Annotated in this window: 13 protein-coding genes; 4 read left to right on the forward strand and 9 right to left on the reverse strand. The window is 73.5% G+C overall.

The features are described from left to right. Nucleotides 1-702: 702 nt before the first annotated feature. Complete coding sequence (locus IE313_RS19575; protein ID WP_189933929.1) at nucleotides 703-1983, forward strand: FxsB family cyclophane-forming radical SAM/SPASM peptide maturase; 1281 nt, start codon at nucleotides 703-705, stop codon at nucleotides 1981-1983. Between the two features lie 139 nt (nucleotides 1984-2122). Next, a complete protein-coding gene (fxsT, locus tag IE313_RS19580) occupies nucleotides 2123-5224 on the forward strand; it encodes an FxSxx-COOH system tetratricopeptide repeat protein (RefSeq protein ID WP_189933931.1) in 3102 nt (1033 codons plus the stop codon). A 205-nt stretch (nucleotides 5225-5429) separates the two neighbouring features. On the opposite strand, the gene IE313_RS19585 is transcribed toward fxsT, so the two are convergent. From IE313_RS19585 to IE313_RS19615, 7 genes are all read right to left on the reverse strand, one after another. After that, on the reverse strand, nucleotides 5430-9269 hold the full coding sequence (locus tag IE313_RS19585; protein WP_189933933.1) for a multifunctional oxoglutarate decarboxylase/oxoglutarate dehydrogenase thiamine pyrophosphate-binding subunit/dihydrolipoyllysine-residue succinyltransferase subunit: 3840 nt from the start codon (nucleotides 9267-9269) through the stop codon (nucleotides 5430-5432). Nucleotides 9270-9517: 248 nt separating this feature from the next. Beyond that, on the reverse strand, nucleotides 9518-10642 hold the full coding sequence (locus IE313_RS19590) for a HAMP domain-containing sensor histidine kinase (RefSeq protein ID WP_189934046.1): 1125 nt from the start codon (nucleotides 10640-10642) through the stop codon (nucleotides 9518-9520). A 244-nt stretch (nucleotides 10643-10886) separates the two neighbouring features. Further along, nucleotides 10887-11624 carry a response regulator transcription factor gene (locus IE313_RS19595; RefSeq protein WP_189933939.1) on the reverse strand — a complete coding sequence of 246 codons (738 nt, stop codon included), beginning with the start codon at nucleotides 11622-11624 and terminating at the stop codon, nucleotides 10887-10889. Between the two features lie 114 nt (nucleotides 11625-11738). Next, nucleotides 11739-12554, reverse strand: a complete 816-nt coding sequence (locus IE313_RS19600) for a spermidine synthase family protein (RefSeq protein WP_229924773.1) — start codon at nucleotides 12552-12554, stop codon at nucleotides 11739-11741. A 148-nt stretch (nucleotides 12555-12702) separates the two neighbouring features. Next, on the reverse strand, nucleotides 12703-13494 hold the full coding sequence (locus tag IE313_RS19605) for a GNAT family N-acetyltransferase (protein WP_189933941.1): 792 nt from the start codon (nucleotides 13492-13494) through the stop codon (nucleotides 12703-12705). Nucleotides 13495-13875: 381 nt separating this feature from the next. Then, nucleotides 13876-14802, reverse strand: a complete 927-nt coding sequence (locus tag IE313_RS19610; protein WP_189933943.1) for a TetR family transcriptional regulator — start codon at nucleotides 14800-14802, stop codon at nucleotides 13876-13878. Continuing rightward, nucleotides 14799-15647 (reverse strand): SDR family NAD(P)-dependent oxidoreductase, encoded by an 849-nt coding sequence (locus IE313_RS19615; protein ID WP_189933945.1) that lies wholly within the window; start codon nucleotides 15645-15647, stop codon nucleotides 14799-14801. The genes IE313_RS19610 and IE313_RS19615 overlap by 4 nt, the downstream gene beginning before the upstream one ends. Before the next feature lie 230 nt (nucleotides 15648-15877). Between IE313_RS19615 and lon the strand changes: the two genes are divergently transcribed. Further along, complete coding sequence (gene lon, locus IE313_RS19620) at nucleotides 15878-18304, forward strand: endopeptidase La (RefSeq protein ID WP_189933947.1); 2427 nt, start codon at nucleotides 15878-15880, stop codon at nucleotides 18302-18304. Nucleotides 18305-18389: 85 nt separating this feature from the next. Here the strand turns inward: lon and IE313_RS19625 are convergent, their stop codons facing one another. Further along, nucleotides 18390-18590, reverse strand: a complete 201-nt coding sequence (locus IE313_RS19625) for a hypothetical protein (protein WP_189933950.1) — start codon at nucleotides 18588-18590, stop codon at nucleotides 18390-18392. A 348-nt stretch (nucleotides 18591-18938) separates the two neighbouring features. On the opposite strand from IE313_RS19625, the gene IE313_RS19630 reads away from it, so the two are divergent. Next, entirely contained in the window at nucleotides 18939-19457 is a 519-nt protein-coding gene (locus IE313_RS19630; protein WP_189933952.1) for a MarR family winged helix-turn-helix transcriptional regulator, read from the forward strand. A 141-nt stretch (nucleotides 19458-19598) separates the two neighbouring features. Here the strand turns inward: IE313_RS19630 and IE313_RS19635 are convergent, their stop codons facing one another. Then, the gene (locus IE313_RS19635) at nucleotides 19599-20384 is read right to left on the reverse strand and encodes a protein phosphatase 2C domain-containing protein (RefSeq protein WP_189933953.1); all 786 of its coding nucleotides are present in this window, start codon (nucleotides 20382-20384) and stop codon (nucleotides 19599-19601) included. Nucleotides 20385-20402: the final 18 nt, after the last annotated feature.

Genomic DNA, 20402 nt, shown 5'->3' on the forward strand with positions numbered 1-20402 from the left:
TCCCGCGTCCCGGGCCCCCGGCGCGGCGGGTGCGGCGGCGCCCGGTGCGACGGCGCCCGCGGGGTCCCTGCCCGCGGGGCCCCCGCCCGCGGCGACCCTGCCCGCGGGGTCCCCGCCCGCGGCGGCGGTCGGCGTGACGGCTCGTGCGGCGACGGCCGGTACGGCGCCAGGTGCGACGGCTGCCGCCCGCGGAGTCCGGTGACACGCAAAAACCTTCCGGGAAACGGGGGCAGGCCCGGAAGCGCTGTGCCGCCGGGCGTACGGGCGCGCCCCCAGGACCCCGGCTCCGGCGCGCTCCCAGCCCCTCCGGCCGCGCCCTCGGGCACCGCGCCCGCGCCCGTGCCCGCACCGGCCTGCCCGGGGCCGCACCCGGCAGCGGCCGCCCCGGGGACCCCGTGCACGCCGGCCCCTGAGAGACCGGCCGCCCCCAGACCGGCTCCCGCAAGACCGGCCCCCGCAAGACCGGCCGCCCCGGGACCGGTCCCCGCCCCGTCCCGGCAAGGAACCTCCGGCCTGTCGCCGCGCCCCGGCAGCCCACCGCCGGCCACCGCCCCGGCTGAGCCGCCCGTGGCAGCCGCCCTGCCACCCCCGGAGGACGACAGCGCCACTCCGCGGGTCCCGGCGGGCAGCGCCTCCCCGGACGGCCCGGTGGAAGCAGCCGCCCCGGGAGGGCGGGTGGAGGCCGTCCCCCCGGGAGGGCGGGTGCGGGCCACCGCCCCGGAGTCCCCCTCCGCGCACCCCCGCTGGCCGCACGCCACCCTCGACACCCGGGGGCACCGGCCCGTACCGTTCCGGCAGTTCGTGCTGAAGGTGCACAGCCGCTGCAACCTGGCCTGCGACTACTGCTACATCTACGAAGGCGCCGACAGTAGCTGGCACACCCGGCCGCCGAGCGCGGGCGAGGAGACCGTGCGCGCGGCCGCGGCCCGGATCGGCGAGCACGTCGCCGTCCACCGGCTGCGCCGGATCCGTATCGAACTGCACGGCGGCGAACCGCTGCTCACCGGCCCCGGACCCGTCCTCGCCTACGCCCGCGCGGTACGCGCCGCCGTCCCCGCCTCCTGCCGGATCACCGCCACCGTGCAGACCAACGGCACCCTGCTCACCGAACGCACCCTGGACGCCCTGGCCGCCGCCGGGCTGCGCGTCGGCCTGAGCCTGGACGGCGGCCTGGCCGCCCACAACGACCGGCGCAGGGACCACGCCCGCCGTCCCGCCTGGCCCGCCGCACACCGCGCCGCCCGGCTGCTCGCGGCCCGCCCCGGCACCTACGCAGGCATCCTGTGCACCATCGACCTGGACACCGACCCGCGGGAGGCGTACGACTCGCTGCTCGGCCTGCACCCGCCCGGCATCGACTTCCTCCTGCCGCACGGCAACTGGGCCGCGCCGCCGCCCGGCCTGGCAGCCCCGGGCCGTCCCGGCCGCCACCGGCCGCGCCCCACCCCGTACGGCGACTGGCTCGCCGCGCTCTTCGACACCTGGTGGCACACCGCCCGCACCCCCACCAGGATCCGGCTCTTCCACGAGATCGCCGCACTGCTGCTGGGCGCGCCGAGCACCGCCGAGGCGGTCGGGCTCTCGCCGATGGCGGCCGTCGTCGTCGACACCGATGGCGCCATCGAGCAGGTCGACTCGCTCAAGTCCGCCTACCCGGGGGCCCCCGCCACCGGGCTCGACGTCTTCCGCCACCCCTTCGACGACGCCCTGCGCCACCCGGGCATAGCGGCGCGACAGCTCGGCGAGGGCGCGCTGGCCCCCGACTGCCGCGGCTGCCCCGTGCACCGCGTGTGCGGCGGCGGCAACTACGTCCACCGGTACGCGCCAGGCAGCGGCTTCCTGCACCCCAGTGTCTACTGCGCCGACCTGGAACGGCTGATACGCCATGTGGCGCACCGCTTGAGCCGTACCGCCAAGCCACCCGCCACGCACCGTGAAGCCCCCCACACCCGAACCGACTCGCTCCCTTTGACGGAAATCTGACGCACAATTGACACAATCGAGGATCACGTTCGATGACGGCGACGCGACGGCACACGGACCAGATGCCGACCACGGCACCCACCCCCGCCGGACACCCCAGGTGAGCGCCGAAGGCCCGCCGGGCGAGGAGGTTGGTGGCATGACGTCAGGACAGGTGGACTCCGCCCACGTCACGGTGGTGTTCGCCGGGCAGAGCGAATCGTGGGCCAAGTGGATCGACCACCAGGTGCGTCGCGCCGGCCGCCCGAGCACGCTGGTGCGCTGGAACCCGCTGCGCAGGCCGGCGGGAACCGACGGCCTGACCGACCTGCTCGCCGCGCCCGGCCGCCTCCTGCTGGTGATCGACGACTGGTACGACCAGCTCTCCACGCCCAGGTTCCAGACCTGGGCGCGCATCCTGCGCGATGTGCTGCCGCAGTACCGCGACCGCATCGCCGCCGTCAGCGTCACCACCCGCCCCATGCCCGACGAGGTGATCGCCCTCGCGCCGGTCGGCCTGCGCGGGCTCGGCCCGGACGCCGCACGCGCCAGGGTCCTGGAGTGCGCGGGCATCCCCGCCCCCGACACCCTGGTCTCCCTCTCCCGCGGCCCGCGCTTCCCGGACGACCCGCTCGCCGTCTGGGAGGCGCCCCGCCGCAACCGCCGGTTCGTGGGCCGTACCGAGCTCCTGGAGGAGGTGTACGGCAAGCTGTCGGCGCCCGGCGACGCGGTCGCCCTGTACGGGCCCGGCGGCATAGGCAAGACCCAACTGGCGCTGGAGTACGTGCACCGGTTCTCCGGTGAGTACGACATCGTGTGGTGGGTGGCCGCGGCCGGCCGGGTGGCCGCGGCGCGCGAGCACTTCGCGCGTATCGCCCCGGGGCTCGGCCTGGACGAGCACGGCCGCCTGGAGACCACCATCAAGGCCGTCAAGCGGGAGCTGAACCAGACCTCCCGCCCCTGGCTGCTGGTGTTCGACGGCGCGGGCAGCCCCGAGCGCCTCCAGGACCTCATCCCCGGCGGGCGCGGCCACGTCCTGATCACCACCCAGAACACCGAGTGGGCGGCGTACGCCGAGCCCATCGCCGTACCGGCGTTCCAGCGCGAGGAGTCCGTCACCTTCGTCTCGCGCCGCACCCGGCGGCTGACGGACGAGCAGGCCGACCGGCTCGCCGCGGCGGTCGAGGACATGCCGCTGCTGCTCGACCAGACCTCCGCATGGCTCGACCTCAACCCCACCGCGTCCGTCAACGGCTACATCGGCGACATCCGCCACGGCAACCCCGGGCAGTTCGAGGTGGTGCCCTCGCCCAACTACCCGCAGAGCTTCCAGGTGGCCTGGGCGAAGCTGCTCAACACCCTGCGGGAGAACTCCGTCGCGGCCTGGCGGCTGCTCAACCTGCTCGCCCACTTCTCGCCCGACCTGGTCCCGGTGCGGCTGCTCGCCACCGCCCGCCCCGGCGACCTGCCGCCGGACCTCCAGGAACTGGTCTCCGAGCCCAGCAGTTGGAACAGCGCACTGCGCAGGCTCTCCCAGATCACCTCCATGCGCGTGGAGTACGAGCAGGGCCCGCGGATGGACATCCAGACCGTCGGAACCCTGCGGATGCACCGGCTCTTCCACGAGTACGTGCGCTCCGTGCAGTCGCCGCAGGACGCCCGCGTGTACTCGGCGATCGCCCGCAAGGTGCTGGTGTCCGCCGACCCCCGCGACCCGGCGTCCCCGGCCAACTGGGCGCGGTACGCCGAGCTGATCCCGCACCTGGAGCCGTCCGGAGCACTCACCGCCGACGATCCGACCGTCCGCGACCTCGTGCTGACCTGCATCGAGTACCAGCGGATGCGGGGCGAGCACGAGGACGGCCTCTGGCTCAGCCGCCAGGCCGTCGACCACTGGCGCACGGCGTCCGGGTACACCGACCGGGCCGTGCTCGTCGCCGTCCACCAGCTCGCCGGGATGCTGCGCAGGCTCGGCCGCTACACCGAGGCGGAGGCCCTGGGCCGGGACACCCTGAACCGGTTGCAGGAGGCGGCGCGGGTCCCGGCTTCGGGCGGGCGGCCGGGCGGTACGCCGTCCGACGGCACCCGGTTCGTCCTCACCGACGGCACCCCGCCGAACGGCACCCCCGTGCCCGGCACCGTGGGCGGCGCGCCCGGCACCGTGGCCACGCACGGCGTCCGCCCCATCGAGCTGATCCGAGCCGAGGACAGCCTCGCCGGCACGCTGATGGCGCTCGGCCGCTTCGACGAGGCACGCACGCTCTTCGAACGCGCCGCCGCGCGGGCCACCGAGACGCTCGGCGGTGAGAACGTCCCGCGCACCCTCTCCATCCGCACCAACCTCGCCATCGCCGTCGGCCTCCAGGGGCGCTACGCCGAGTCGCTCGCCCTGCACCGCAGGATCCTGGAGGCCCGTGTCGACCTGCTGGGCGGCAAGAACGCCCTCACCCTGAACTCCGCCCTGTGCACCGCCAGGATGCTGCGGCTGCTCGGCAGGTACCGCGAGGCGCTGGCCGAGCAGGAGCACAACTCCCGGCTGTTCGGCCAGGTCCTGGACCGCCAGCACGGTGACACGCTCGCCTCCGAGCACAACCTCGCGCAGTGCGCACGCCGCGTGGGGGACCTGCAGTTCGCCCAGGCCATGCTGCGCTCGGTGCGCGAGAAGCTGCTCGCGCGGCGCGGCACCTCCGATCCGCAGGCGCTGATGGTCTCCTGCGACTACGCCATGCTCCAGCGTGACCTCGGCCGCCTGGGGGAGGCGCGCGAGCTCGCCGAGACCACCGCCGACCGCTATGCCGCACTCCTCGGCCCCCTGCACCCGTACACCGTGGGCGCCCGGGACAACGTCTCGGTGCTCATGGGGGACATGGGCGAGACGGCGGGCGCGCTGAAGCTCTCCGAGCACACCACGCGGGGCATGGAGCAGGCGGTGGGCCGCGACCACCCCTGGGCCATCGGCTGTGCGCTCAACCGCGCGGCCGCGCTCGCCGCCGCGGGCGACACCGAGGCCGCGGCCGAGCTGGGCCGGGACGCCCTCGCACGGTCCGCAGGGACCCTGGGCGAGCCCCATGTCCTGACCACCGTGCTCAAGGCCGGGCTCGCGCTCGACCTCTCCTCGCTCGGCCGGCAGGACGAGGCGGAGGGCCTGAACCGGGAAGCCGTGGGCCGGCTGGTGCACCTGCTGGGCCCCTCGCACCCCCTGACCCGCCACGTCGGCGAGCACCGACGGCCCTTCTGGGACTTCGAACCCCAGCCGATCTAGTGCCGGCCGCGGCGGCGCCCCGGACGCCCGCGGACGCAACCGGCCACGGTCGGCGGTCGCGCAGGCGCCGGCCCGGTGCACGCGAAGGGGCCCGGCCTCCGGGGGTGTACCCCGGGACCGGGCCCGTACCGCGTGCGTGGTGGCAGCCACCACTGCTCGGCCGCCGCACCCCTGCCGAGGTGCCCGGGCCGTCACACCTTGGCCACTACGCCTCGAAGACCTCGCGCACGAGCTGCTCCTGCTCGGCCTGGTGCCGCTTGGCGGAGCCGACCGCGGGGGACGAGCTGCGCGGCCGGGAGATCCGGCGCAGCCGCTCGGAACCCGGCACGTCGGCGCCGACCGCCAGGTCGAGGTGGTCGATCAGGTTGAGCGCGATGAACGGCCACGCACCCTGGTTCGCCGGTTCCTCCTGGGCCCACAGGTACTTCTCGGCGTTCGGGTACTTGGCGATCTCGGCCTGGAGCTCGGCGCCCGGCAGCGGGTACAGGCGCTCCAGGCGGATGATCGCCACGTCCGTGGCACCGCGCTTCTGCCGCTCGGCGTGCAGGTCGTAGTAGACCTTGCCCGCGCAGAAGACGACCTTGCGGACCGCGCTCGCCTCCACCGTGTCGTCACCGATGACCGGCCGGAACCCGCCCGTGGTGAACTCGGCCGTCTTCGAGGCGGCCGCCTTCAGGCGCAGCATCGACTTCGGCGTGAAGACCACCAGCGGCTTGTGGTGCGGGTTGTGCACCTGCCAGCGCAGCAGGTGGAAGTAGTTCGACGGCAGCGTCGGCGTCGCGACGGTCATGTTGTTCTGCGCGCAGAGCTGGAGGAACCGCTCCGGGCGAGCCGAGGAGTGGTCCGGGCCCTGGCCCTCGTAGCCGTGCGGCAGCAGCAGCGTGACGCCGGAGGTCTGGCCCCACTTCTGCTCGGCGGCCGAGACGTACTCGTCGACCACCGTCTGCGCGCCGTTGACGAAGTCGCCGAACTGCGCCTCCCACATCACCAGCGCGTCCGGGCGGGCCAGCGAGTAGCCGTACTCGAAGCCCATGGCCGCGTACTCGGAGAGCAGCGAGTCGTAGACGTTGTACCGCGCCTGCTCGTCCGAGAGGTACTGGAGCGGCGTGTAGTCGTCCCCGGTCACGCGGTCGACGAGGACGGCGTGCCGTTGGCCGAAGGTGCCGCGCCGGGAGTCCTGGCCGGACAGCCGGACCGGGGTGCCCTCAAGGAGCAGCGAGCCGATGGCCAGGGTCTCGCCCATGCCCCAGTCGATGCTGTCGTCCTCGACCATGGCGGCCCGGCGCTGGAGCTGCGGCAGCAGGCGCGGGTGGACGGTGACCCGGTCGGGGATGTTCACCTGGGACTCGGCGATCCGCTTCACGACCTCCTGGGAGATCGCCGTCTGCACCGCGACCGGGAACTCCGCCTGGGCGTCGGGGACCTGGGTGCCGCTCGGCTGCTGGGTGGCCTCGCGGACCTCGGTGAAGACCTTCTCGAGCTGGCCCTGGTAGTCCTGCAGGGCCTGCTCGGCCTCCTCCAGGGTGATGTCGCCCCGACCGATCAGGGACTCGGTGTAGAGCTTGCGCACCGAGCGCTTCTTGTCGATCAGGTCGTACATCAGCGGCTGGGTGAAGCCCGGGTTGTCGGACTCGTTGTGGCCGCGGCGGCGGTAGCAGATCAGGTCGATGACCACGTCCTTGTTGAACGCCTGGCGGAACTCGAAGGCCAGCCGCGCGACGCGGACCACGGCCTCCGGGTCGTCGCCGTTCACGTGGAAGATCGGCGCCTCGATCATGCGGGCGACGTCGGTGGCGTACATCGACGAACGGGCCGACTCCGGGGCGGCGGTGAAGCCGACCTGGTTGTTGATGACGATGTGGACCGTGCCGCCGGTGCGGTAGCCGCGGAGCTGGGACATGTTCAGCGTCTCGGCGACCACGCCCTGGCCTGCGAAGGCGGCGTCACCGTGCAGGGCCACCGGCAGGACGGTGAAGTCCGTGCCGCCCTTGTTGATGATGTCCTGCTTGGCGCGGGTGATGCCCTCGATGACCGGGTCGACCGTCTCCAGGTGGGACGGGTTGGCGGCCAGCGAGACCTTGATCTGCTCGCCGTCCAGGCCGGTGAAGGTGCCGCCGGCGCCCAGGTGGTACTTCACGTCACCGGAGCCGTGCATCGACTTCGGGTCGAGGTTGCCCTCGAACTCCCGGAAGATCTGGGCGTACGACTTGCCGACGATGTTCGCCAGGACGTTCAGCCGGCCGCGGTGGGCCATGCCGATGACGACCTCGTCGAGCCGGGACTCGGCCGCGGAGTCGAGCACCGCGTCCAGCAGCGGGATGACGGATTCCCCGCCCTCCAGCGAGAAGCGCTTCTGCCCGACGTACTTGGTCTGGAGGAACGTTTCGAACGCTTCCGCCGCATTCAGCCTGCGCAGGATGCGCAGTTGTTCCTCGCGCTCGGGCTTGGCGTGCGGCCGCTCCACCCGGTCCTGGATCCACTTGCGCTGCTTCGGGTCCTGGATGTGCATGAACTCGATGCCCGTGGTGCGGCAGTACGAGTCGCGGAGCACACCGAGGATGTCGCGCAGCTTCATCATCGACTTGCCGGCGAAGCCGCCGACCGCGAACTCGCGCTCCAGGTCCCACAGGGTGAGCCCGTGCTCGGTGATGTCGAGGTCGGGGTGCTTGCGCTGGCGGTACTCCAGGGGGTCGGTGTCGGCCATGACGTGGCCGCGCACCCGGTAGGAGTGGATCAGCTCGAAGACGCGGGCGGCCTTGGTGACGTCGTCGTCGTGGGAGGCGTCGATGTCCTTGAGCCAGCGGACCGGCTCGTAGGGGATGCGCAGGGCCTCGAAGATCTCGTCGTAGAAGCCCTGCTCCCCCAGCAGCAGGTTGGCCACGACGCGCAGGAACTCGCCCGAGGCCGCGCCCTGGATGACCCGGTGGTCGTAGGTCGACGTCAGCGTCATGACCTTGGAGATGCCGAGGCGGTTGAGCGTGTCCTGGGAGGTGCCCTGGAACTCGGCCGGGTACTCCATCGCGCCGACGCCCAGGATCACGGACTGGCCGGGCATCAGCCGGGGCACCGAGTGGACCGTGCCGATGCCGCCGGGGTTGGTCAGCGAGACCGTGACGCCGGAGAAGTCGTCCATGGTCAGCTTGTTGTCGCGGGCGCGGCGGACGATGTCCTCGTAGGCCTGCCAGAACTCGAAGAAGTTCAGGGTCTCGGCCTTCTTGATGCCCGCGACGACGAGCTGCCGGTCGCCGTTCGGCTTGGTGAGGTCGATGGCCAGGCCCAGGTTGATGTGGTCCGGCTTGACCAGCGTCGGCTTGCCGTCCTTCTGTGCGAAGGACCAGTTCATCCCCGGCATGGCCTTGATGGCCTGCACCATCGCGTACCCGATCAGGTGCGTGAAGGAGATCTTCCCGCCGCGGGCGCGCTTGAGGTGGTTGTTGATGACGATGCGGTTGTCGAACAGCAGCTTCACCGGGACCGCGCGGACGGAGGTGGCCGTCGGCAGCTCCAGGGAGGCGTTCATGTTCTTCGCGACGGCGGCGGCGGGGCCGCGCAGCGTCACGAACTCGGGTCCCTCCGCGGGCTCGGCGGCCGCGGCCGCAGGCTCCGCCGCGGGGCGGGCGGCCTTGGCCGCGGGCCGTGCGGCGGGGGCCGGTGCGGCGGGGGCGGGCGGCTGGGGCGCCTGGGGCGCCGCGGGGGCCGGTGCGGCGGGGGCGGGCGGCGCGGCCTCGGGGGCGGCGGGGGCCGCGGCCTGCGGGGCGCTCGGAGCTGTCGGAGCCGGAGCCGGGGCGGTGCCCGCAGCCCCCGCGGCTGCGGTACCGGCGGCCGGCGTGGTGCTGGCGGCACCGGGCTTGTAGTCGGCGAAGAAGTCCCACCAGGCGCGGTCGACCGAGTTCGGGTCCTGGAGGTACTGCTGGTAGATCTCGTCGACTAGCCACTCATTGGGACCGAAGGCAGCCGCAGGGTCCTTGCCCTGCCCCTCTTGGTCGGTCCTGGTGGCACCGCCCGGCTGAAGGCTGGGACTCGAATTACTGGACTGTGGCGACACGGCGGCAACCGCCCTCTTCCGCTTCACAAGGTGATGGACAGCGGGAATAAAGGCTACGCCCCTCAGGGGGCCGCATGCAGTCCGGGCCGGTCATCGTCGTGTAAGTCACATCGAGAGCGGTGTTTCGGGGCGGATAATGGCGGGAAAAAACCACGGTTCCGCTTAGCCCGGCCGCCCCGGCCCCGAGCGGGCCCGCGCCCGGCCTGGCGCCTGCCGGCAGCTTGCACGGACTTTGCACGGGCCTTACGTCAACTTTGCGTAGGTGATTCGCCCGGAAGGGTGACTTGGATACGGCAGCCGCGGGTGGATTCGGCCACTCCGATCTGGCCACCGTGCAGATCGACCGCCCATCGTGCGATGGCCAGGCCCAGGCCCGTGCCGCCGTCGCTGCCCGGGCCGTGCGAGGCGCTGCCCCGGTGGCTGCCCCGGTTGAAGCGTTCGAAGACCCGGTGCCACTCGGAGCGCGGGATCCCGGGCCCTTCGTCGAGCACTTCCAGGCTCAGCGACTGGGGGCCGGGGCCGCGCCGCGCCCGCACGGTCACGCGGCCGTGCGGCGGGCTGTGCTTGACGGCGTTGTCGATGAGGTTGGCCACCACCTGGTGGATCCGCTCGGGATCGGCGTGGGCGGTCAGCTCGGGCGGTGAGACGTCCAGGTGCAGGTGCACGTCCGTACGGGTGTGGCTGCCGGACCCCGAGGCGATGCCCGCGCGTGCCGAGGCGACCATGTTGGCCTCCTTCAGCACCCCGGACAGGTACGGCCACACCTCGAAGCGGCGTGCCTTGAGGGGCACGACACCGTTGTCGAGTCGCGACAGGTCGAGCAGGGTCTCCACCAGGCGCCCCAGGCGCTCGGTCTGCTTGAGGGCGGTGCGCATGGTCTCCGGATCGGCCGCGGAGACGCCGTCGACGACGTTCTCCAGGACGGCGCGCAGCGCGGCGATGGGGGTGCGCAGCTCATGTGAGACATTCGCCACCAGCTCCTTGCGCTGCTGGTCCTGCGCCTCCAGGTCGTCGGCCATGCGGTTGATCGTCGAGGCGAGGTCGCCCAGCTCGTCGCGCCGGGTGTCGCCGCGCACCCGGCGGGTGTAGTCGCCGTGCGAGATCGCTCGGGCGACCGTGTTCATCTCGTCGAGCGGCGCCGTCAGGGAGTGCGCGACGAACTGGGTGATCAGCAGCGCCGCTATCACCGAGAAGACCGTGATGAACCGCAGCTCGGTCTCGGTGCGGACCGCGATCATCAGCAGGCCGGTGGTGATGAACACCGACACCACGACCAGCATGCCGAGCTTGGTCTTCACGGAGAAGGGGCGCACCCCCGAGGCCCAGAGCAGCACCCGGCGCTCGTGCCGTGCGTCCAGGCCGGCCGCGCGCATCGCCCGGGTCCGCGCCGCGTACGCCGCGCGTGCCCGGCCGGTCGCCCTGCGTTCGCCCGCGGTGGGCCGCCGGCCGGCCCGCAGGGCGCCCAGGGCAGCGAGGCCCTGCCGCCCGGCCCGGCCGACCGCCCGCATACGCGCGCGTACCGGACCCCCGGCGCCGCTCCGGCGGGGGGCGCCGGGCGCCTCGTCCGTACCGCTCGCCTTGCCGATGCCGCTCATCGCGCCCTACCCCCGGCACCCGTCACGGGGTGGGGGTCTCCAGGGCGTAGCCCACGCCGTGCACGGTGCGGATCCGCTCGGCCCCGATCTTGCGGCGCAGCGCCTTGATGTGGCTGTCCACGGTCCGGGTGCCGGAGGCGTCCGCCCAGTCCCACACCTCCGCGAGGAGCTGCTCGCGGGAGAGCACCGCGCGCGGGGTGTTCGCCAGGCAGACCAGGAGGTCGAACTCGGTGGGTGTGAGGTGGACGTCCTCGCTGCGCACCCGGACCCGGCGCTGTGCGTGGTCGATCTCCAGTTCGCCGAGCCGGAGGATGCCGCTGCGGGGCGTGGTGGCGGCCAGCGCGGCACGCTCCACGCGGCGCAGCAGCACATGCACCCTGGCGGCCAGCTCGCGCATCGAGAACGGCTTGGTCATGTAGTCGTCGGCGCCGACGCCGAGCCCGACGAGCATGTCCGTCTCGTCGTCGCGGGCCGTGAGCATCAGGACCGGAACCGGCCGCTGCGCCTGTACCCGGCGGCAGACCTCCAGGCCGTCGAACCCGGGCAGCATGATGTCCAGGATCAGCAGGTCGGGTTGCCATGCCTCCGCGGTGTCGACCCCGGCCGGCCCGTCGGCCGCCGTCTGCACCAGGAAACCCTCGGCACGAAGTCGGGCGGAGATGGCCTCGACGATCGTCGGGTCGTCCTCGACGACGAGGACGCGGCGCTGTGCGCCAGTGGCCGCAGTGGTGCCGTTGTGGGAGGTGTGTGTCTGCTCCATCGCCCCGCCCCTGACTGTTGCTTTCCGGAATCGTGGGGGTGATCCCAACCGTGCGCTTGACGCTTGAATGATCTGTGCGTCGGTGAGCAGCGTACGGAATGAACCGTGCCGCGGCTATCCAGGCCTGACTGCGAGGTGCACGACGTCGGGAACGCCCCGGGCAACCGGGATCTCTTTGGTATGCACCCCCCGGAAACCGGCATTTCGAAGGGTCTCTTCGAAGTCAGGCGAGGGTTTCGCGGACCATACAGCAAGGACGCCGCCGGGCGTGAGCCGGGCCCGGCAAGCGGCGAGCCCGGCGGGGGAGTAGAGGCCGTCGTTGTCCTCGGTGACGGTCCATCCGGGGCCGTTGTCGATGTCCAGGCACAGCGCGTCGTGGACGGCCCTCGACGCGTGGACGTGGGCGACGAGGTCGGCGTGCACCACGACGGTGCGCGGATCGGCCAGCGCGGCGGCGGTGAGCGCGGCGAACGGCGCGGCGGCGGGGGCCTGCGCGGAGGGGGTCCCGGGGCCCGGTGCGGGGCCCGGCCGGCGGGCGGTGGGCGGCCCGGCGCGGCCCGTCCCGCCGTGCAGGCCGTGCCAGTTGATGACGGCCTCCTCGCGCTCGACGACCGTGATGGCACCCCAGCGGGGGTTGGCCGCGGCGTGCGCGAGGGAGAAGCCGACGCCGAGTCCGCCGATGAGGACGGCCGGTGCCGGGCGCCCGTCGAGCGCGTCCAGTGCAGCGTCGACGAGCAGCCGTTCCGACCGGCCGTCCGAGGTGTCCATCAGGAAGCAGCCGTTGGCGATGATCTGCAGCACCTCGCCCTGGCGCCGCAGCACCACCTCGCCGTGGGGGCCCTCACGACGGTCGAGCACGACGGGCGTGCCGCCGGCGGCGAACCGTGCGCTCGGGGAGGGCGTGTCGCGGTTGTCGTAGGGGGCGTGCATGGGGCCATCCTGTCCGGTGGCGGCGGCCGCGGGCCAGCCGCCCCGGGGGAAGCGGTCCCGAGGCGCTCCTGCCGCGCACGCTCCTGAGTGCAGCGCCGGGTGCGCGGGGCCGGTGTGCCGGGCGGCGGGCCGGCCGCCCGGGGCGCGTTCAGCGCCCGGGCGGTGACCACACGTACGGCGTGGTGGTGGTCACGGCGTGGAAGCCCAGACGCCGCAGGATGGGAGCGCTGTCGTCGGAGGCGTCGACCTGGAGGTAGCGCACCTGCCGGTCGGCGGCGAGCCGGGCGCGGGCGGCCACCAGGGCGCGGTAGATGCCGCGGCCGCGCCACGCGGAGAGCGTCGAACCGCCCCACAGGCAGGCGAACTCGGTGCCCGCCCGGAAGACGAGCCAGGCCGCCGAGACGACCGTGCCGCCGGACTCGGCGACCAGCACGGCGATCTCGTCCGGCGCGGCCGCGACCCGTCCGATCAGGTCCTTGCCGAGCCAGCTCATGTCCTGGTCCCAGACGGCGCTCTCCATGGCCCCGATGCGGTGCATGTCGGCGTCGGCGGTGACCTGCCGCAGCGTGACGCCGTCCGGCAGCACCGGCTCCCCGGCCATCTCGGCGACGCGGCCGATGAGCACGGTCTCCCGGTCCTCGGGCGTGAAGCCCGCCGCGCGCAGCCGGTCGGTGAGGTCGGCGGGGCGGTCGTGGCCCCGGGTCTTCCACTCCACGGCCTCGCCGCGCGCCGCGAAGAAGTCCCGCTGCCGTGCGATCAGCCGGTCCAGGTCCGTGCCCCGTACGCCGGGGTCGGGCGGGCAGCCGACGAAGCCCCGGTACTGCCCGACGACCCGTGTCAGGGGCCCGTCGGTCTCGATGTGCACACCCGCCGGTAGGGTCGGCGGGACGCCGCGCATCTGCTCGTCATAGGCCGCGAGGAGGCCGTCGGTTTCCGTCACCTGTGGTACGGAAATGCATGCGCGCCCCGTATGCAAAGGGTTTTCCGGTGCCGGCCGCCTCCGGGCCGGGGAACGCGCCCCGGCCAAGGCTGCCGGGCGGGCCGCCCCGGGTGCCGGGGCCTGCGCGCCGCGTGGCACCTGAGCCGCGGGCCCCGTGGCGGGCGGGTCCGCAGGGTCCACCGGGTGCGCGCGGGAGTGTCGTGCGGACGGCGAAGCGGCGGGTGCGCACGGGGCTGCGGGGCGGGTCACGTACGCGCGGGCGGCCCCGCAGGACGCCGTGCGCCCCTGAGGACGCTGGGGGCGCGGGCGGCCCCCCGCGGTTCCGAGTGCCCCGTGCGGGCGCTCGGCCGGTGGTCCGCGGCGCGTGCGGTGGTCGAGGGTTCAGCCGGTGGCAGCCGGCCCGGCCGGCGGCAGCGGGTGCGGCCCGGGCGTTGCACCCCCTGGCCCGGGGGAGGGTCCCGGCGGTTCGGGAAACGCCTCCTGCGGTTCGGGGGACGGTCCTGGGGGCGCGGGCGATGGCCTCGGGTGCCCGGGAGACGGCTCCCCTCGCTCCTCGTGCTCCTCGTGCCCGTCGTGCTCCTCCCGGTCCCCGTGCTGCCGGTCGCCGGGCGCCGCCTCACGCGCCTGGCCGGTGAGCGTGGCGACGGTGACCGTCAGGGCGGCCCGCTGCCCGTCGGTCCAGCGCCCGGTGTCCCCGGCGTCCATCACATGGCCGTGGGCCAGGGTCAGGATGTGCTCCAGCAGCCGCTCCGCGGGCAGCAGGCCGCTGATCAGCCCGGCGTCCTGGCCCTGCCGGATCGCGTCGACGTGGTCGCGCAGCGCGGCCGCCACCGGGGGCAGCGCGCGGGCCGTGGCCCTGCGCTCCAGCGCCTGCCACATCTGCAGCCGGCTCAGCGGCGGGTGGGCGCGGTAGAAGTCGAAGACCCGTCCCGCGTAGCCCGGCAGATCGGCCGCGTCGAAGGGCACCCGTTCCTGGACCAGCCGGAGGTGGGCGTCGAGGACGGCGTCGAAGAGGCCCTCCTTGCTGCCGTAGTAGGCGTAGATCATGCGCTGGTTGGCGCCCGCGGCGGCGGCGATGCGTGCCGTGCGGCCGCCCGCGAGGCCGTGTGCGGAGAACTCGGCGGTCGCGGCGTCCAGGATCCGCCGCCGGGTCGCTCCCGCGTCCCGCTGCCGTCCCGCGGCCTCCACCCGCTGCCCCGCCCCGGCCCCCGGCTGCCGGTCAGCCCCGGCCGTCCGCTGCCGTCCCGCCGCGTCCCGCTGGTGCCCCGCCGACGTGTCCTCCGCCCGCGCGCCGCTCCCGGGGGTCATCGGGCCACCTCGCCGGCGGCCTTCTCGTCCGGCTCACGGCTGAGCCCGGCCCACCGGTCGAGCTCGGCGAGCTTGCGCCGCTCGGCCGCGCGGACGTGGTCGAGCGCGTCGCCGCCCAGCGGCAGCCACAGCGGCGGCTCCGGCAGGTCGAGCAGCTTCAGCAGGACCTCGGCCGCGCGCCGCGGCGAGGTGCCGTGCCCGGCCGCAGGATCCGCGTATCGGTTCATGAGGGGCGCGACGACCTCGGTGTACGGGGCGCTGGGGGGTGTCCGCACCATCCCGGACGAGAGCGTGGTGGCGATCGAACCCGGCTCCACGATCGTCACCTTCACACCGAACCCCCCGGCCTCCAGGGCGAGTGCCTCGGAGAAGCCCTCCAGGGCGAACTTGGCCGTGACGTAGGCACCGAGCCCGGCCACCGGCGCGAGGCGGCCGCTGAGCGAGGAGATCTGCACCAGATGGCCGCCGCGCTGGGCGCGCAGCACGGGCAGGGCCGCCTTGGACACGTGGACCGCGCCCCAAAGATTGGTCTCAAGCTGTGCCCTGAAGTCCTCCAGGGAGGTGTCCTCGATGGCGCCCACCTGGGAGTAGCCGGCGTTGTTCAGCACCGCGTCGAGGCGGCCGAAGGCCCGGACTGCCGTCTTGACGGCGGCCTCGGCGGCGTCCGGGTCCGTCACGTCCAGCGCTGCCGCGCGGGCTGTGCCGGGGTACCGCTCGGTGAGGTCGCGCAGCGCGTCGGGGGTGCGCGCGGTGGCGAGCACCCGGTGGCCGGCCGCCAGTGCGGCTTCTGCCAGGGCGCGGCCGAGACCGCGCGAGCTGCCGGTGATCAACAGAGTCTTCGGCAAGGTGCCGCCTCCGAGGTGGGGAGTCCGGTAAGTAAGTAACGAATTACTTATCACTCTGGCGCAGGGGCGGCCCCAGGTCGCATCCCCTCCGGAACCTCCGGAATCCCTCATATCGGTACGCACGGGACGCGAGTGATCGCTCACAGCGAACGCCCCCAGGGGCTGGGAACAATCGGGGGCTCACCTGCATTGAGCCCACATAGCTCAACTTGACTGCCGAAGGGGAGATCATGGCTGCTGAGTCCACCGGCGCTGCCACACTGCTGGCCCTGCCCGTGCTGCCGCTCGACGACGAGGTCGTGCTGCCCGGGATGGTGGTCCCGCTGGACCTCAACGACAACGAGGTGCGCGCCGCCGTGGAGGCCGCACAGGCCGCCGCGCGGGCGGAGCCCGGAAAGCCGAAGGTGCTGCTGGTGCCGCGGGTCGACGGTGCCTACGCGGGCACCGGTGTGCTCGGCACCGTCGAGCAGGTCGGCCGGCTGGCCGACGGCGACCCCGGCGCGCTCATCCGCGGCCGGTCCCGTGTGAAGATCGGCGCGGGCACGACCGGCCCCGGTGCCGCCCTGTGGGTGGAGGGCACCCTCATCGACGAGGTGGTCCCGGACCCGCTGCCCGGCGCCGTCACCGAAATGATCAAGGAGTACAAGGCCCTCGCCACCGCCTGGCTGCGCAAGCGCGGCGCCTGGCAGATCGTGGACCGCGTCCAGCAGATCGACGACGTGTCCCAGCTCGCCGACAACTCCGGTTATTCACCGTTCCTGTCCGTGCAGCAGAAGGTGCAACTGCTGGAGACGGGTGACCCGGTGGCGCGGCTGAAGTTCGCCACCGAGCAACTGCGCGAGCACCTCGCCGAGCAGGACGTGGCCGAGTCCATCGCCAAGGACGTCCAGGAAGGCGTCGACAAGCAGCAGCGCGAGTTCCTGCTGCGACGGCAACTGGAGGCCGTCCGCAAGGAGCTGCGCGAGCTGAACGGCGACGGCGCCGAGGACGAGTCCGACGACTACCGCACCCGTGTGGAGGCCGCCGACCTGCCGGAGAAGGTCCGCGAGGCCGCGCTCAAGGAGGTCGAGAAGCTGGAGCGGTCCAGCGACCAGAGCCCGGAGGGTTCCTGGATCCGCACCTGGCTCGACACCGTGCTCGAACTCCCGTGGAACGAGCGCACCGAGGACGCGTACGACATCCAGGGCGCCCAGGCCGTGCTCGACGCCGAGCACGCCGGCCTGAAGGACGTGAAGGAGCGCATCACCGAGTACCTGGCGGTCCGCAAGCGGCGCGCCGACCGGGGCCTCGGCGTGGTCGGCGGGCGGCGCGGCGGCGCGGTGCTGGCGCTGGTCGGCCCGCCCGGCGTCGGCAAGACGTCGCTCGGCGAGTCCGTGGCGCACGCCATGGGCCGCAAGTTCGTGCGCGTCGCGCTCGGCGGCGTCCGGGACGAGGCGGAGATCCGCGGCCACCGGCGCACCTACGTGGGCGCGCTGCCCGGCCGTATCGTCCGCGCGATCAAGGAGGCCGGCTCGATGAACCCGGTCGTCCTCCTCGACGAGGTCGACAAGGTCGGCTCCGACTTCCGCGGCGACCCCGCGGCGGCCCTCCTGGAGGTCCTCGACCCGGCGCAGAACCACACCTTCAGGGACCACTACCTGGAGGTCGAGCTGGACCTCAGCGACGTCGTCTTCCTGGCCACGGCCAACGTCCTGGAGGCCATCCCCGAGGCGCTGCTCGACCGTATGGAGCTGGTCACGCTCGACGGCTACACCGAGGACGAGAAGGTCGTCATCGCCCGTGACCACCTGCTCCCGCGCCAACTGGAGCGGGCGGGCCTGGAGCCGCACGAGGTGGTGCTGGAGGAGGGCGCGCTGCGCAAGCTCGCCGGCGAGTACACGCGTGAGGCCGGCGTCCGCAACCTGGAACGCGCCATAGGCCGGCTGCTGCGCAAGGTCGCGGCCCGGCAGGAGCTGGGCGAGGGCGAGCTGCCGCTGACCGTCGCGGACACCGATCTGCGCGGCCTGATCGGCAGGCCCCACCACGTGCCCGAGTCCGCCCAGGACCCGGCCGAGCGCCGCACCGCGGTGCCGGGCGTGGCCACGGGGCTCGCGGTCACCGGTGCGGGCGGCGACGTGCTCTACGTGGAGGCGTCGCTCGCCGATCCGGAGACCGGCGCCGCGGGGCTGAACCTGACGGGACAGCTCGGCGACGTGATGAAGGAGTCCGCGCAGATCGCGCTCTCCTTCCTGCGCTCGCACGGCGCGGAGCTGGAACTGCCCGTCGGCGACCTGAAGGACCGCGGGGTGCACATCCACTTCCCCGCGGGCGCGGTGCCCAAGGACGGCCCGAGCGCGGGCGTCACCATGACGACCGCCCTCGCGTCGCTGCTGAGCGGGCGCCTGGTCCGTACGGACGTGGCGATGACCGGCGAGGTGTCGCTGACCGGGCGGGTGCTGCCCATCGGCGGGGTGAAGCAGAAGCTGCTCGCCGCGCACCGGGCCGGCATCACCACGGTCGTGATCCCGAAGCGGAACGAGCCCGACCTGGACGACGTGCCCGCCGAGGTCCTTCAGAAGCTCGACGTGCACACCGTCACGGACGTCCGCCAGGTCCTGGAGCTGGCCCTGTCGCCCGCGACGAGCGACACCGCGGAACAGCTCCCGCTCGTGGCGTAGTGCCCGCCGCGACAGGCACCTGACGTGGTGCGCCCGGTGGCCGGTTCCTCGTAGGACCGGCCACCGGGGCGTCTTCGGGTGGGCGTCAACCGGCGGCGAGCGCCCGGACGCGGTCGAGCGCGCCGTCGAAGCGGTCGTGCCCGGTGCCGCGCCCGGCGGCCGCGTCCGAGCGGTCGGCGGCTCCCACCGCGGTGGGCAGGGTGAAGAGCGGAGCGAGCGCCGTGCGCAGGGTTCCGGCCGCCGGGACGCGCGAGCGGCGGGCCGCTGTGGACCTGCGCACGGACATCACGTGCCTCCGAGGGCCTGGGGGAGCTCATGGGGCGGGGAAACCCGCGCAGAGCCCCGGGGTGGGGGGTCGTCCGGAGTTCTTCCGGCAGTCGTTCGGCGGACCGCGGCGGATCCTGGGGAGCGGGGAGCGGGGAGCGGGGAGCGGGGAGCGGGACACGTCGACCTCGCTGTCGGTGTCCTGCCATCGATGACTCTACGCACGTAGACACCGTGGGGGAAGGGGGCTGTGTGGCTGCCGTTGGTCTACTCCTGCGGAATACTGGCCGAGCTGCGGCGGAGGCAGCATCCCGTGGAAACTTTCAGCATCGGGAACATCCGGAACACGAGAAACACGGAATGCAGGGCAATGGGTGCTGGCGTGCGCAGGGACGGAAACGGCGAGGGGCGCCCGGCGGAAGTCGGTGTGCGGGATAGCGGGGAAAGCGCAACGGACGAGGAATTCCTCGCCCTGGAGAGGGAGTTGACGGTATTCCTCCGCCGCGCGAGGGCCTCGTCGGGCGAGATGGCCCGCGACGTCCACCCGGACCTGGAACCCGCGGCGTACGGGCTGCTGGTCTGCCTGGAGGAGGGCGGCCGGCAGCGGGCCACGGACCTCGCCGGGTACATCGGTGTCGGCAAGGCCACGATGAGCCGCCAGTTGCGGGCCCTGGAGACGCTCGGCTTCGTCGCGCGCGAGCCCGACCCGGCCGACGGCCGCGCCTGGCTGATCCACCTCACGGACGAGGGCAGCGACCGGCTGCGCACCGTCCGCGACGCCCGCCGCGCCCGCTACGTGCGCAAGCTCGCCGCCTGGAACCGCACCGAGGTGGCGGAGCTCGCGAGGCTGCTGCACCAACTGAACGAGGTAGCGGGCGCAGAGTACTGATACGCGGCCCGCGGCCCGGCTCCGGGCGTGCCGCGGGGACCTGCGCCGTGCGCGCCACGCGGACCTGCGCCGTGCGCGCCGGGGCCCGCCCGTGCGGACCGCCGCGAGCGTGCCGGCCCGCGAACCCCCGGCGGGAGCGGGTCACAGCTCCGCGTAGATCGCCGCCGCGTCGTCGTGCGTCTTGCCGAGGCCGAGGAAGACCCGGTCCGTGTCCGCCCTCTCCAGGGTGCGCACCCGGTCGACGAGGGCCTGCGGCCCCTCCTTGCGGAGCAGGGCGAGGCAGTCGGGCCAGTCGCCCTCCCGGAACTTCTCCACCCAGCGGGCGGCGCCGTCCGTGAGCGCCGCCACCGCCGTCACCTCCGTACGGGCGGCCGTGCCCGCGACCGCGCGGGCGGCGACCTCCGGATCGGCCGCGGCCGTGAAGAATCCGCCCTCCTTGTTGCGGAGGGTGGCGTCGGTGAGGGCCTCCATGGCGAGTGAAGCGCGCGGCAGACGGGCCAGCCGGTCGTCGAGCACCGGGACCACCCGGCCGTCCGCCTCCGCGACGAGCAGCACCGAGTCGGACAGCACGAGGTGCTCTACCCGCTCGTCGTCCCAGCGGACCAGGACGACGGTTGCCTGGGGAGTGCGCGGGTGAGAAAGGTCACAGGTCGCACGGTGGGTGTCGGCGGTGCGTCGGATTGCCTCGGAGAGCACCTCGCGCAAGGCCATATCCCGTCGTGAAACGGACAGTTCTCCCAGCGCGCCGCCGAGCCGGGCGGTGAACCAGGCGACGGAATGCAGACAACCGTCATCGCCCTGCGGCGGGGTGACGCCGTCCAGCAGTACGAGGGCTCCGCCCCGTCCGGAAGCCGGAAGTGCCGCCGCTGCGTAGTCCTCGTTGGGGCGTGCGGGGTCTCCCGGGGCGGTGCCGAGTTCGATGCGCATTCGGCCAGTCTGCACGAG

Source organism: Streptomyces sulfonofaciens (genome assembly GCF_014656295.1).
Taxonomy (GTDB): Bacteria; Actinomycetota; Actinomycetes; order Streptomycetales; family Streptomycetaceae; genus Streptomyces; species Streptomyces sulfonofaciens.

Bases quoted from the DNA above. Each gene is read 5' to 3' on its own strand.
- IE313_RS19625 (WP_189933950.1), bottom strand. From the start codon at position 18,590: ATGTCCGTGCGCAGGTCCACAGCGGCCCGCCGCTCGCGCGTCCCGGCG.
- IE313_RS19595 (WP_189933939.1), bottom strand. From the start codon at position 11,624: ATGGAGCAGACACACACCTCCCACAACGGCACCACTGCGGCCACTGGC.
- IE313_RS19610 (WP_189933943.1), bottom strand. From the start codon at position 14,802: ATGACCCCCGGGAGCGGCGCGCGGGCGGAGGACACGTCGGCGGGGCAC.
- IE313_RS19630 (WP_189933952.1), top strand. From the start codon at position 18,939: ATGGGTGCTGGCGTGCGCAGGGACGGAAACGGCGAGGGGCGCCCGGCG.
- IE313_RS19635 (WP_189933953.1), bottom strand. From the start codon at position 20,384: ATGCGCATCGAACTCGGCACCGCCCCGGGAGACCCCGCACGCCCCAAC.
- lon (WP_189933947.1), top strand. From the start codon at position 15,878: ATGGCTGCTGAGTCCACCGGCGCTGCCACACTGCTGGCCCTGCCCGTG.
- fxsT (WP_189933931.1), top strand. From the start codon at position 2,123: ATGACGTCAGGACAGGTGGACTCCGCCCACGTCACGGTGGTGTTCGCC.
- IE313_RS19600 (WP_229924773.1), bottom strand. From the start codon at position 12,554: ATGCACGCCCCCTACGACAACCGCGACACGCCCTCCCCGAGCGCACGG.
- IE313_RS19590 (WP_189934046.1), bottom strand. From the start codon at position 10,642: ATGCGCGCGGCCGGCCTGGACGCACGGCACGAGCGCCGGGTGCTGCTC.